Source organism: Polaromonas vacuolata (assembly GCF_012584515.1).
Lineage (GTDB): Bacteria > Pseudomonadota > Gammaproteobacteria > Burkholderiales > Burkholderiaceae_C > Polaromonas > Polaromonas vacuolata.
In genome coordinates this window covers 2,188,685-2,200,944 of the sequence record NZ_CP051461.1, presented here as the reverse complement: position 1 = coordinate 2,200,944, position 12,260 = coordinate 2,188,685, and the positions used below count along the sequence as shown (strand labels likewise).

Genomic DNA, 12,260 nt, shown 5'->3' with positions numbered 1-12,260 from the left:
CTTGATATAGAAGCTTTAAATCGTTGAGTTGAGTCTTTATTGATTATTAAGTACTAATTTTTCGGCATCTTTTTGTAAAGACGCGCTTTTTTACGTGAATTCGACAGATAAAAAGAATCCCCTTAGTATTTTATTGCGTACGCTTATGGTTTGATAACCGAGATGGTCTTGGGCTGATTTACGTTAAAAAGTCGGTAACTGCAGGCGAAAGTTTTCCACTAAGACTCTCATCGTCTGACGATTGAGCGCAGTTATCATGCCCTTATGACAACAATCGCATCTTCCAAGCAGTTGCTGGCGCGGGCTAATCACCGGGCACAGCACTACCTCTCGGCTTGGTGGCGTTTAGTTTGGCTGGGCAGTTTGATTTTGGTGCATGCTTTATCACCATCGAGCTATAGCCGAGCGAACCGGCCTGTGATGGCGTTTCACATCTACACCAATACCGCCCCTATATTGCTGGGTTTTAGCTTGCTTTGCGCGATTATCAGCGTGGTGCTCACGCGTATTGTGACGGCGACTGCATTGAGTTACGGGCTGTCCCAATATGGAATGCAGGTCGTGATAAGGGTGTTGGTGTTAGAACTTATTCCTTTAACAGCGGCTCTTTTTGTGGCGCTGCGCTGCACGATTCCAGATGGCGCAGAAGTTGCCGGTATGCAGTCGCGCGGTGAACTTGATGCCATGCGAATGCGCGGGATTGATCCCATTCGTCAAGAGGTCTTACCACGTGTGTTGGCCGGTTTGGTGTCTACGATAACGCTTGCGGCCTTGAGTTGCGTGGTCGCTTTGGTAGTCGCTTATTTAGCTGTGTATGGCTTTAGATTTTCAGGCTTAGATGCTTACACACGTTTATTTGGCCAAGTCTTTAACCCTGCGGTATCGTTAATTTTTGTGCTCAAGACATTGTTTTTTAGCCTTGCTGTCTCGCTTATTCCAATGGTTAGTGCGCTCTATGGAATCGGTGATAAGGCCAGCCGCAGCAGTGCCGAGATGCGCGGACTGGTACGCATGTTTGCGCTAATACTTTTAATCGAGGTATTGTCTCTGGTGGGCAATTACCTTTGATGTCTAGCGTTTTTTAAACCCATTATTTAAATACTTATGAGTGATAGATTGACCAATATTGCTTCTGAAGCGCCAGCCCAGTTACCCAGTAAGCGACTAGAGTTCAAGGCTTTGTTGCTGCTGGTTTTTATGCTGTGTTTGGTGATCGGTTCGGCTTTGTATGTGATGTATGCGCGTGGCGTTTTTGAGAGCAGCCAGCGTTTGTTTCTCATGGCTGACGACTCGGAAGGCGTAGTCGTTGGTATGGATGTGACCTTCTCCGGTTTTCCGATTGGTCGTGTTAACCGCATTGATTTAGCAGAGGATGGCCGGGCCCGTATCTCGGTGCTTGTAGCAAGCAAAGATGTACATTGGCTGCGTCAGTCCAGTGTTTTTACCATGGTGCGCGGCTTGGTGGGCGGCACGAACATTCGTGCTTACAGCGGCGTTTTAAGCGATCCGCCTTTGCCTGCTGATGCTGTGCGCGATGTGCTCGCTGGCGATGCATCGGCGGAAATACCCAAGCTAATCGCAGCGGCCAAGAACCTGATTGAGCAATTGAGTAGCCTGACTTCTCAGCAGGGCGCAATCGGCGCAAGTTTGGCGAACCTACAAGCCCTCACCGCCCGATTAAATGGCACTGGCGGCGCACTTAGCGTGCTGCTCGGCAATGATGCAGAAGCGAAAAAACTCATGCTCACGCTAGAGCGTAGCAACAGCTTGCTAGCTCGGCTCGACGGCTTGGCGCTTAAAGCTGATACGCAGGTGTTCGGTGAGGCTGGCGTGATGCCGCAGACCCGTGCGACAGTCGTGCAGCTCAATGGCTTGTTGGCCGATGCGCGTAACAGTCTGAAAAAAGTCGATGCGGTGCTAGTCCAAGCGCAAGCGGTGGGTAGCAATGTGAATAACGCGACGCAAGACCTCAGCAGTCTGCGCACAGAAGTTGAGTCCAGCTTGCGCAAAGTCGATAGCTTGGTGGGCGAGATCAACCGGAAATGGCCGTTCGCGCGAGATACCCAGATTAAACTGCCATGAAAAAAACTACCTCAGTTCACATGAAACAGCCTTTTCTTTGGGTCAGTTTGGCCGCGCTTGTTGCTTTATCAGCCTGCACGTCTGGGCCGAGACCGGCGGATTGGCAGTTGGACGCTAAGTCGGCGATGGAGCGCTCTGTGTCGGCTTATTTGCAAGGCAATTCAGGCCTTGAAGCGCTAGAGTTTGCGCGTACTAGAACTGCGATTGCCAGCACTGGGCGCCTTGATTTGTTGGCGAAGGTCGAACTACTCCATTGCGCCAGCCATGTGGCTAGTTTGGTTCTTACACCCTGCGATGGGTTTGAAAAAATAAGATTAGATGCGCAGCCCGAAGATCGCGCTTATGCCGACTATCTGGCTGGCCGTCTTAATCCGCAGGATGCAAGCCTGCTACCGCCAGAACAGCGTGCAGTTGCTACTAGTCTTATCGGCAGCAATGACGTTGAGATCGCTGCAATCAAAGACCCTTTGTCGCAATTAGTTGCGGTAGCGGTCGTCTTTCAGGCTGGTCGAGCTAGTCCGGCACACATTAGCTTGGCGGTCAATGCTGCTTCTAGCCAAGGCTGGCGTAGGCCTTTGCTGGCTTGGTTGGGTGTTGAGTTGGCGTTGGCACAAAAGGGCGGGGATTCGGTCAAGGCCACAAGCCTAGAACGGCGCATTGCGTTGGTGCAAGCGGATGCTTCTAAATAACGCCTTGATAGAAGTCGGTTATTTGAAGATTAACGCGTGCGGTAAGCTTAGATTTAAGTTCTAGCTCTTGCCGCAATCAAATCACTGAGCAAACGATGCTCGCAAACCGGGTCACTGCATTTGTCGCATAACCATACCCAGGGCTTGCCGGCCAGCATGGGTTTGCGGGCTATGACATCGTCTTTTTCAAGTTGCCAGTCGATCACACCAATGGCTTGGTTTAAACACTCATCAGGCAGGCCATACAGCACGTGAAACGGCAGTCCGGCGCTGACTAGATGGGTACGCCAGTCTTGATTCTCAGAAGTCAGTGAACTCAAGCCGATTAAAAAATTGAGATCGCATGGGTCGTTGACTCTGACATTCGCTGCCCACTGATGGGATTCAATAGCATCGGAAAGATTGCTCGCTAGCCGAGTGGCTTGCTTAGCTTCGCCGAAAACACCAATAGAGAGCATGCTTAGTACCTTGCGGGGACGGGAGGCGAGAAAATTCGGGTGTGGCTGTGGACGAAAACGGCGCTAGAACTCAAGGAAGACTTATGGTTTTACCTGCACAAATATTTCATTTGGTTTGACCATACCCAACTCACTGCGCGCTTTTTCTTCGACGATGTCCAGGCCTTCGCGCAAGTCTCTTACTTCTTCTGAGAGTTGATCATTTACCACCTGCGCCTTGATATTTTTGGCCTGCTGTTCAGCCAGCCTGTGCTGCATGTCGCGCACATTGGGCAGGCTGCCACGGCCAAACCAAAGCTGCGCCTGTATGCCGGCAAGCAATGCCAGCAACAGTAAACAGACTACGCGTTTAGTCATGTGCGTTTTTTAAAAAGCGCAGGCTAAGCGGTCTTAGCGCAGGTTGTAAAAAGCTGAGCGACCTGGGTAACTTGCCACTTCGCCCAAGTCTTCTTCTATGCGCAGCAACTGGTTGTACTTGGCCATACGGTCAGAGCGGCTCAGGCTACCGGTTTTAATTTGACCGGCATTGGTGCCCACTGCGATGTCGGCAATCGTCGTGTCTTCGGTTTCGCCAGAGCGGTGTGAGATCACTGCGGTATAGCCGGCGCGCTTGGCCATTTCTATGGCCGCAAAAGTCTCAGTCAGCGTGCCGATCTGGTTAATTTTGATCAAGATGGAGTTGGCTACACCCATGTCAATGCCTTGCTTGAGGATTTTGGTGTTGGTCACAAACAAGTCGTCGCCAACCAATTGCACTTTTTTGTTCAAGCGCTCGCTGAGTATTTTCCAGCCGTCCCAGTCGTTCTCGGCCATACCGTCTTCAATGCTGATGATGGGGTATTTGTCGACCCAAGTGGCCAGCATGTCAGTCCACTGTTGGGAGGTTAGGCTCAAGCCTTCGCCAGAGAGTTCGTACATGCCGTTCTTGTAGAACTCTGATGCTGCGCAATCAAGGCCAAGTGCAATTTGCTCACCGGCTACAAAACCAGCTTTGTCAATGGCTTCGAGAATCATCTCAATGGCCGCTTCATGGCTTGGCACATTGGGTGCAAAGCCGCCTTCGTCGCCGACGGCTACGCTCATGCCCTTGTCGTGCAATATGGTTTTGAGTGCATGAAAGACTTCTGCACCGTAGCGTAGCGCTTCACGAAAGCTAGGCGCACCAACGGGGATGATCATCAACTCTTGCAGGTCTAGGTTGTTGTTGGCGTGCGCGCCGCCGTTAACTACATTCATCATAGGCACGGGCATTTGCATCGCGCCGCTGCCGCCGAAATAACGGTATAGCGGTAGGCCAGCTTCTTCAGCCGCTGCGCGGGCAACCGCCATGCTCACTGCCAGCATGGCGTTGGCGCCTAGGCGTGACTTGTTTTCTGTGCCGTCTAGCTCGATTAAAGTGCGGTCTAAAAAAGCTTGTTCGCTGGCGTCTAGGCCGAGCACGGATTCAGCGATTTCAGTGTTGATGTAGTCAACCGCTTTGAGAACGCCTTTGCCCAAGTAGCGCGATTTGTCGCCGTCGCGCAGCTCTATGGCTTCGCGTGAACCGGTAGAAGCACCTGAGGGCACGGACGCGCGGCCCATGATGCCAGACTCCAGCAGCACGTCGCACTCGACGGTGGGGTTGCCTCGACTGTCAAGAATTTCGCGTGCGACGATGTCAACAATTGCGCTCATGGATTGGGGCCTCTATAAAAAATGAATAAAAAATTTAGGACGAATCAGGTCTGATTCAGGGCTGAAAAACTGATCTTTAGTCTTAGGCTTGAAAATTATTTTCAAGAAAACCGTTTTTCTTGGTTACTCGGTCCAGTTCCATTAGCGTCTCTAGCAGCGCTCGCATATGTTTGAGCGGCACAGCATTCGGTCCATCGCTCATAGCGTTCGCTGGATCTGGATGAGTTTCCATAAACAGACCCGCGACACCCACCGCCACGGCTGCGCGGGCTAGCACCGGCACCATTTCGCGTTGACCGCCGCTACTCGTGCCGTTGCCGCCTGGCAATTGGACGGAGTGGGTTGCATCAAACACCACAGGCGCTTGGGTCTGGCGCATGATGGCCAGGCTGCGCATGTCAGAGACTAAGTTGTTGTAGCCAAAACTTGCGCCACGCTCACAAGCCATGAAACGGTCTTCATCCAAACCTTTGTCGCGTGCGGCGGCTCTGGCTTTTTCAATCACATTAAGCATATCGTTGGGCGCTAAAAACTGGCCCTTCTTGATGTTGACTGGCAGACCTGATTGCGCAACCGCATAGATGAAGTCGGTCTGGCGACACAAAAATGCGGGTGTTTGCAGCACATCGACAACGCTTGCAACTTGGGTGATATGTTCTATCGAGTGCACGTCAGTGAGTATTGGCACGCCGAGTTCACGTTTGACCTTGGCCAGAATCTCCAGTCCCTTGTCCATGCCGGGGCCGCGAAAAGTGGTGCCACTTGAACGATTGGCCTTGTCATAGCTGGATTTAAAGATGAAAGGAATGCCTAGCGAGGCAGTGATTTCTTTAAGCGCACCAGCCGTGTCCATTTGCAGTTGTTCGGACTCAATCACACAAGGGCCTGCAATCAGGAAAAAAGGCTTGTCTAAGCCAATCTCAAAGCCGCAAAGTTTCATATTTAGGCCACGGCTTTCAAGGTTGTGCTGAGCAACTGGTGATCCAGTGTGGATTTGATGTAGGCGTTAAACAGTGGATGACCGTCCCATGGTGTGGACTTGAACTCTGGGTGGAACTGCACGCCCACAAACCATGGGTGAGCCGCTTGCGGCAGCTCAACGATTTCTGTCAGATGCTCACGCTGGGTCATGGCTGAAATCACCAAGCCGGCTTTGCGCAGCTTATCGAGATAGTTGGTGTTGGCCTCGTAGCGATGACGGTGACGCTCGGTCACCACGTCGCCGTAAATCGAGTGCGCCAGCGTGCCAGTTGCCACGTCTGAGCTTTGTGCGCCTAAACGCATGGTGCCGCCTAAATCGGACTTGCTGTCACGCGTCTTGATGGTGCCGTCAGCATCTTTCCATTCAGCAATCAAGGCAATCACTGGGTTTGGTGTGTGCGGATCAAATTCAGTGCTGTTGGCGTCTTTCAGCCCCGCTACATGGCGGGCGAATTCAATCGTTGCTACCTGCATGCCCAGACAAATGCCCAAATAAGGCAGTTTGTTTTCACGTGCATAACGGGCTGCGCAAATTTTGCCTTCGACGCCGCGTACGCCAAAACCGCCGGGCACCAAGATACCGTCGAATTTTGCAAGGCGCGAAACATTCTCTGGCGTGAGGTTTTCCGAGTCTATGTACTCGATGACGACCTTGGCGTGATTTTTCATGCCGGCATGGCGTAAAGCCTCAACCAAAGACTTATAGCTGTCGCTTAAATCCACGTATTTGCCAACCATGGCGATAGTCACTTGTTGGGTCGGATTGGCCATTTCAAAGACTAAGTCATCCCAGCGTTTGAGGCTGGCCGGCGGTGTGTTCAGACGCAGCTTGTCGCAGATCAGGCCGTCTAGGCCTTGTTCGTGCAGCATGCGCGGTACTTTATAAATTGTGTCCACGTCCCACATGGAGATCACACCCCATTCGGGCACGTTTGAAAAGAGCGAAATCTTTTCGCGCTCTTCGGCCGGTATTGGACGGTCTGCGCGGCACAGCAGTACATCGGCTTGAATACCGATTTCGCGCAATTGCTTGGCCGTGTGTTGCGTTGGCTTGGTTTTGAGCTCGCCAGCCGCTGCAATCCACGGCACATAGCTCAGATGCACAAAGGCGGAGTTGTTTGGGCCAAGGCGTAGCGACATTTGGCGTACGGCTTCCAAAAAGGGCAGGGACTCGATATCGCCGACAGTGCCGCCAATTTCGACGATGGCCACATCAACCGCCTCTGGCGTGTCGAAACCCGCACCGCGCTTGATGAAATCTTGGATTTCGTTGGTGACATGCGGGATGACTTGCACGGTTTTGCCGAGATAGTCACCGCGGCGTTCTTTTTCAAGCACGCTTTTATAGATCTGGCCAGTCGTGAAGTTATTGGCTTTTTTCATGCGCGTTTCGATGAAACGCTCATAGTGACCAAGGTCAAGATCGGTTTCTGCGCCATCTTCGGTAACAAATACTTCGCCGTGTTGGAACGGCGACATAGTGCCAGGATCCACATTCAAGTAGGGATCGAGTTTGATGAGAGTGACTTTAAGGCCGCGTGATTCTAGGATTGCGGCTAACGATGCGGAGGCGATTCCCTTACCTAGGGAGGACACCACACCGCCGGTGACGAAGACAAATTTGGTCATTTCTTAGACGAAGCTTAACTTCGCTGAGGTGGTAAACGGAAATTATAGGGGTTAACTGATACATTCCCAGCATGCAGACTCACCCTGAAACATTTCAACCCTCAAACCAAGAGGATCTTGCCGGAAAACACATAGTGCTTGGCTTATCCGGCGGTATCGCCTGCTATAAGTCGGCTCAGTTGTGTCGCTCTTTGATTAAGGCTGGTGCGACGGTGCAAGTTGTTATGACTGAAGCTGCTGAACAATTCATTACCGCGGTGACCATGCAAGCGTTAAGTGGCAGGCCGGTCTACACCAGTCAGTGGGACAGTCGGCCGGACAACAACATGGCGCACATCAATTTGTCGCGTGAGGCGGACGCAATACTGATCGCGCCTTTAAGCGCTGACTTTATGGCCAAACTGCTGCATGGCCGTGCCGACGATTTGCTCAGCTTGATGTGTTTGGCCCGGCCACTAGCCAGTGTTCCTTTGCTGTTAGCCCCGGCTATGAACCGCGAAATGTTTGCCCATCCCGCAACACAACGTAATTTTGAGCAACTCGCCGCCGATGGTGCGCATGTGTTGGGTGTCGGTAGTGGCTTTCAAGCCTGTGGCGAAACCGGCGATGGCCGCATGCTGGAACCCGATCAATTGCTGGATGACTTGATTGCTTTTTTTACCCCTAAACACTTAGCTGGCCAGCATGTGCTGGTTAGCGCAGGACCCACTTACGAGGCGATAGACCCGGTGCGCGGCATCACTAACTTGTCTAGCGGCAAGATGGGTTTTGCAGTTGCGCGGGCCGCGCGTGAAGCCGGCGCAGAGGTTACTTTGGTGGCCGGACCGGTCGGCTTGGCCGCGCCGCGCGGCGTGAACCGAATTGATGTGAAATCTGCGCAAGACATGCTGGACGCCTTGTTGCCGCTGGCCGAGCGTTCGACTATTTTTATTGCAACGGCAGCAGTGGCTGATTGGCGCGTTGCTTCGCCTGCGGCACAAAAAATCAAAAAAGAGGGTTCTGGCCAACCGCCGCAGTTATCTTTTTCTGAAAATACCGACATTCTCGCGACTATTGCCCAAGGCCCACGCGCTAAAGCAGGGCGATTGTTCTGCGTTGGTTTTGCCGCTGAAAGTGAAGATTTATTGCTTAACGCAAAGGCCAAACTACTGCGCAAGCAAGTGCCGCTGTTAGTTGGAAATATAGGCCCGGACACTTTCGGTCAAGACCACAATGCTTTGCTTTTAGTTGACGCCGAGGGTTCTTTGGCGCTGCCACGAGCGCCCAAGCTGGTGTTAGCTAGAACACTGATACGCGAAATTGCCGCACGCATGGCACGACAATAACGCTTTAAAACTGCCTGAGCGACAGTGCTGCAATTGCATATAAGACACCCACTAGCTGCTGTTAGCGCTGGTCAAACTCCTTTCGTGTTATCGCTTATTCAGAAGATTTTTTTCTTCTGCAGGCTTTGTCGCTTGTCTTAATCTCTCTTAGGAAAAAAATATGTTCAGACGAATTGAAGCCCGAATTGTGAATGAATTGTTGGGTAATGAGGTTTCTTTGCCCGAGTACGCAACAGACGGTTCTGCCGCCATGGATTTAAGGGCTTGTATCAGCAGTCCCATCACTATTCCTCCTGGTGGGCGTGAGTTGATTAAAACCGGTCTGGCCATCAATATGATGGACCCAGGCTTGGTGGCAATAGTCGCTTCTCGCTCCGGCTTGTCTTTAAAACACCATGTGCATGTGGCGCAAGGCATAGGCGTTATTGACGCGGATTACCACGGTGAAATTGCGGTCATTCTCGCCAATGATGGCTCTGCGGATTACACCGTGCAGCAAGGCGACCGTATTGCTCAACTGATGTTTCAGCCAGTCGTACAAATGGCTTTCAACATAGTCGATCAGTTCTCGACACAAACCGATCGTGGCGAAGGCGGTTTTGGCAGTACGGGTAAAACATAAAGCTCAGACTTCTGCAGACTTAAGCGCGTTTTTTAAGGACGGTGCTTGGCTCTTGGGATCGATGGGCAAGGCGTAGTCGCTGGCCTACTTTTTTTACTACGAATAGCTGACGCTGATGCGGGCTTTGTTTCGCTTGTTTACGCTTGGCTAGGGGCGTTTAATAGAATTTGTGTCACACCATCTCGTGCTTTAAATTTCAAGGTCGAGCTGGTGAATTTTTTTCATCACTGGAGAACTTCATGCTCAAATTTACTCGCTTTGCCTCACTCGCCAGCGCTGCTGTCGTTGTTGCCGGCCTGACGGCATGTGCCGCACCTAATTATCCTAATCAAAACCAAAACTATCCTTCGCCCAACCAAGCGTCACAGGGTCAGTACCCGGCCGCGCAGTACCCATCGAGTAATACGCAGGCCAACTATGCGGAATACGGTCGTATTAACAATATCGAAGTGATACGCAGCCAAGGCAGTGGATCGACCAGCGGTGCAGGCGCGATTCTTGGCGGTCTAGCCGGTGCTGTGATTGGAAATCAAATTGGCTCTGGTAATGGCCGCACGGCGGCTCAGATCGCTGGTGTAGCGGGCGGTGCTTTTGCCGGAAATGCAATAGAGAAAAATAACCGCAGCCAATCGGTCGAAAGCTTTCGCATTACGGTGCAATTAGACAGGGGTGGTTTGCGCAGCTACGACATACCGTCTGCTAACGACCTGCGCACGGGTGACCGCGTTCGGGTTGAAAACGGTCAGATATTTCGTAACTAATCTAGCCGGGCTGCCTGTCTAGGCGGCCCTGACTACTAGCCGGGCTGCCTGTCTAGGCGGCCCTGACTAGCTTTGAGACATCAGTGCAGCGTATTACCGTCTGAGTTGCTTGCAGTTATTAGGGGCTCAAGCTTAAAAAAGCCGGTACCCAATGTTCCTAGATCTATTTCTTCTGCGCTTGCTTCGCGAACTTCGCAGACCTTGATGCTGATACGAATTGCTATGCCTGACAGGGGATGGTTGCCATCGAGCACCACATGCTCGGGATAGATCTCTGTCACCGTATAGATAAATTCTTTAGGAATATCAGAGCTGCAACCAATTGGCATTGCTGCGCCATCAAAACTCATGCCTTCTTCCAATTCTTTAGGAAATAAGGCTCTAGTTTCAAGAAAAACCAGGTTTTCGTCGTAGTCGCCAAAGGCGTCTTCGGGCTCTAAGTGCAAATCTAGCGTGTCACCGACTGCATGACCTTGGAGAGATTCCTCAATCTTTGCCAATAGATCATCGCCGCCTAGAAGGAACTCAACCGGCTCGTCTAGCTCGTCAAGTATTTCGCCCAAAGTATCTTTTAGAGTCCAAGTGAGGGAGACTGCGCATTGAGGTGTAATTTTCATCAGACAATTGTGTCATGGATATAAATCACCCTCTCGACCTATTGGCCGGTCTTTCACCGACTCAATTCATGCAAAAGCACTGGCAGAAAAAGCCGCTACTGGTGTGCAACGCCATACCTGGCTTTAAACCACTGCTCACTCGTACCGCTCTTTTTAAGCTCGCTGCGGACGAACAGGTTGAATCTCGATTGATTCAGCGCCAAGAAAAAGGTAGCAAGACAAGTGGCGACTGGGCTATGAAAAGTGGCCCGTTTGGTGCGCGGGCTTTGCCAACACTGAGTCAGACTGCTTGGACGCTATTAGTTCAAGGTGTGGACTTACACAATGCAGACGCGCATGCGCTGCTTCAACAGTTTCGCTTTGTACCAGATGCGCGGCTTGATGATTTGATGATTTCTTTTGCCACCAACGGCGGTGGTGTGGGACCACACTTCGATAGCTATGACGTATTTTTATTGCAAGCTAGTGGCAGTCGAAAATGGAAAATCAGCAAACAAAAAGACCTCACGCTGGTGCCTAACGCGCCCTTGAAAATTTTGCAAAACTTTGAGCCCGATGAGGAGTTTGTGCTTCATGCTGGCGATATGCTGTATCTGCCGCCGCGCTATGCGCATGATGGCGAAGCAGTCGAGTGTCTAGACGCCAGTGGTAAAAGCGCTGACTGCATGACGTATTCGATCGGTTTTCGTGCGCCGGCTGAGCATGAGATAGCGTCAGAGTTGTTGCAACGACTGGCTGAATTCAGTCAAGATACTGCGGAGGACGAAGAAGAGGCCGGTCTGGTTAAGCGTTTGTATCGTGACCCAGATCAAGCTGCTACAAGTACACCAGCTGAATTACCCACGTCCCTCATTAGTTTTGCAACCCAAGCGATTACTGATGCGCTAAAGGACCCGCAGGCAGTGGCTTGCGCTTTGGGTGAGTACATGACCAGCCCAAAACCTTCGGTATGGTTTGATGAAGCTGAACAAGACTGGCAAAAAGGTGCTGGAGATATTCACTTGACGGCACAAACCCGCATGATGTACGACGCAAACCATGTGTTCATCAATGGCGAGAGCTATAAAGCCAAAGGCAGTGACGCTAAGCTGATGCAGCGTCTGGCCGATCAAAGGGGACTGACCCGTGCAGAGCTGGCAAAAGCCAGCCTTGATGTGCTGAACCTACTTGGCGACTGGTATGCCTCAGGTTGGATTGAAGATTAAACACGGCATACAACATAGCCGTCGCAAGTGACTTCGACTGATGCAAAAAACCGTTAACGGTTTGACAAGCATGGCCTCAAGTGAGATTTGACTAAGAGTGAGAACTTTTTTGGCTCATGCGCTTGGTGTTTGTAGGGGCGGCTAGCCGCTAATAGCGTGAATTTTTTTTTGTATAAAAAAGTGCTGATGACGACTCGCTATGCGATCGTTAACAGTC

13 protein-coding genes are annotated in these 12,260 nt (G+C 51.5%); 7 read left to right on the top strand and 6 right to left on the bottom strand.

Going from position 1 to position 12,260, the window contains the following annotated elements:
• The first annotated feature begins 264 nt into the window (after positions 1–264).
• From HC248_RS10030 to HC248_RS10020, 3 genes are read left to right on the top strand one after another with little or no spacing between them, the layout of a single operon-like run.
• Positions 265–1,068 (top strand): MlaE family ABC transporter permease, encoded by an 804-nt coding sequence (locus HC248_RS10030; RefSeq protein ID WP_168922350.1) that lies wholly within the window; start codon positions 265–267, stop codon positions 1,066–1,068.
• 36 nt (positions 1,069–1,104) lie between these two features.
• Complete coding sequence (locus tag HC248_RS10025; RefSeq protein ID WP_168922349.1) at positions 1,105–2,082, top strand: MlaD family protein; 978 nt, start codon at positions 1,105–1,107, stop codon at positions 2,080–2,082.
• 20 nt (positions 2,083–2,102) lie between these two features.
• Entirely contained in the window at positions 2,103–2,771 is a 669-nt protein-coding gene (locus HC248_RS10020) for a hypothetical protein (protein ID WP_168922348.1), read from the top strand.
• A gap of 53 nt (positions 2,772–2,824) precedes the next feature.
• On the opposite strand, the gene HC248_RS17500 is transcribed toward HC248_RS10020, so the two are convergent.
• The 5 genes from HC248_RS17500 to HC248_RS09995 all read right to left on the bottom strand — a co-directional run bounded on the left by HC248_RS17500 (position 2,825) and on the right by HC248_RS09995 (position 7,513).
• A complete protein-coding gene (locus tag HC248_RS17500) occupies positions 2,825–3,229 on the bottom strand; it encodes a hypothetical protein (RefSeq protein WP_202882363.1) in 405 nt (134 codons plus the stop codon).
• Positions 3,230–3,310: 81 nt separating this feature from the next.
• Complete coding sequence (locus HC248_RS10010; RefSeq protein ID WP_168922347.1) at positions 3,311–3,586, bottom strand: septum formation initiator family protein; 276 nt, start codon at positions 3,584–3,586, stop codon at positions 3,311–3,313.
• Positions 3,587–3,619: 33 nt separating this feature from the next.
• Positions 3,620–4,903, bottom strand: a complete 1,284-nt coding sequence (gene eno, locus HC248_RS10005; protein ID WP_168922346.1) for a phosphopyruvate hydratase — start codon at positions 4,901–4,903, stop codon at positions 3,620–3,622.
• Between the two features lie 82 nt (positions 4,904–4,985).
• Positions 4,986–5,843 carry a 3-deoxy-8-phosphooctulonate synthase gene (gene kdsA / locus HC248_RS10000; RefSeq protein ID WP_168922345.1) on the bottom strand — a complete coding sequence of 286 codons (858 nt, stop codon included), beginning with the start codon at positions 5,841–5,843 and terminating at the stop codon, positions 4,986–4,988.
• Between the two features lie 2 nt (positions 5,844–5,845).
• On the bottom strand, positions 5,846–7,513 hold the full coding sequence (locus HC248_RS09995; RefSeq protein ID WP_168922344.1) for a CTP synthase: 1,668 nt from the start codon (positions 7,511–7,513) through the stop codon (positions 5,846–5,848).
• Positions 7,514–7,584: 71 nt separating this feature from the next.
• On the opposite strand from HC248_RS09995, the gene coaBC reads away from it, so the two are divergent.
• From coaBC to HC248_RS09980, 3 genes are all read left to right on the top strand, one after another.
• On the top strand, positions 7,585–8,838 hold the full coding sequence (gene coaBC, locus HC248_RS09990; protein WP_168922343.1) for a bifunctional phosphopantothenoylcysteine decarboxylase/phosphopantothenate--cysteine ligase CoaBC: 1,254 nt from the start codon (positions 7,585–7,587) through the stop codon (positions 8,836–8,838).
• 160 nt (positions 8,839–8,998) lie between these two features.
• Positions 8,999–9,460, top strand: coding sequence for a dUTP diphosphatase (dut, locus tag HC248_RS09985; RefSeq protein WP_168922342.1), 462 nt, complete (start codon positions 8,999–9,001; stop codon positions 9,458–9,460).
• Positions 9,461–9,699: 239 nt separating this feature from the next.
• Complete coding sequence (locus HC248_RS09980) at positions 9,700–10,221, top strand: outer membrane lipoprotein (RefSeq protein WP_168922341.1); 522 nt, start codon at positions 9,700–9,702, stop codon at positions 10,219–10,221.
• 80 nt (positions 10,222–10,301) lie between these two features.
• Here HC248_RS09980 and HC248_RS09975 read toward each other — a convergent pair whose 3' ends face one another.
• A complete protein-coding gene (locus HC248_RS09975) occupies positions 10,302–10,838 on the bottom strand; it encodes an FKBP-type peptidyl-prolyl cis-trans isomerase (protein ID WP_168922340.1) in 537 nt (178 codons plus the stop codon).
• Positions 10,839–10,852: 14 nt separating this feature from the next.
• On the opposite strand from HC248_RS09975, the gene HC248_RS09970 reads away from it, so the two are divergent.
• Entirely contained in the window at positions 10,853–12,043 is a 1,191-nt protein-coding gene (locus HC248_RS09970; protein WP_168922339.1) for a cupin domain-containing protein, read from the top strand.
• The last annotated feature ends 217 nt before the right edge of the window (positions 12,044–12,260 follow it).

Excerpts from the sequence above, each read along its gene's own strand:
- HC248_RS10030 (WP_168922350.1), top strand. The coding sequence starts at position 265 with ATGACAACAATCGCATCTTCCAAGCAGTTGCTGGCGCGGGCTAATCAC.
- HC248_RS10025 (WP_168922349.1), top strand. The coding sequence starts at position 1,105 with ATGAGTGATAGATTGACCAATATTGCTTCTGAAGCGCCAGCCCAGTTA.
- HC248_RS10020 (WP_168922348.1), top strand. The coding sequence starts at position 2,103 with ATGAAACAGCCTTTTCTTTGGGTCAGTTTGGCCGCGCTTGTTGCTTTA.
- HC248_RS17500 (WP_202882363.1), bottom strand. The coding sequence starts at position 3,229 with ATGCTCTCTATTGGTGTTTTCGGCGAAGCTAAGCAAGCCACTCGGCTA.
- HC248_RS10010 (WP_168922347.1), bottom strand. The coding sequence starts at position 3,586 with ATGACTAAACGCGTAGTCTGTTTACTGTTGCTGGCATTGCTTGCCGGC.
- eno (WP_168922346.1), bottom strand. The coding sequence starts at position 4,903 with ATGAGCGCAATTGTTGACATCGTCGCACGCGAAATTCTTGACAGTCGA.
- kdsA (WP_168922345.1), bottom strand. The coding sequence starts at position 5,843 with ATGAAACTTTGCGGCTTTGAGATTGGCTTAGACAAGCCTTTTTTCCTG.
- HC248_RS09995 (WP_168922344.1), bottom strand. The coding sequence starts at position 7,513 with ATGACCAAATTTGTCTTCGTCACCGGCGGTGTGGTGTCCTCCCTAGGT.
- coaBC (WP_168922343.1), top strand. The coding sequence starts at position 7,585 with ATGCAGACTCACCCTGAAACATTTCAACCCTCAAACCAAGAGGATCTT.
- dut (WP_168922342.1), top strand. The coding sequence starts at position 8,999 with ATGTTCAGACGAATTGAAGCCCGAATTGTGAATGAATTGTTGGGTAAT.
- HC248_RS09980 (WP_168922341.1), top strand. The coding sequence starts at position 9,700 with ATGCTCAAATTTACTCGCTTTGCCTCACTCGCCAGCGCTGCTGTCGTT.
- HC248_RS09975 (WP_168922340.1), bottom strand. The coding sequence starts at position 10,838 with ATGAAAATTACACCTCAATGCGCAGTCTCCCTCACTTGGACTCTAAAA.
- HC248_RS09970 (WP_168922339.1), top strand. The coding sequence starts at position 10,853 with ATGGATATAAATCACCCTCTCGACCTATTGGCCGGTCTTTCACCGACT.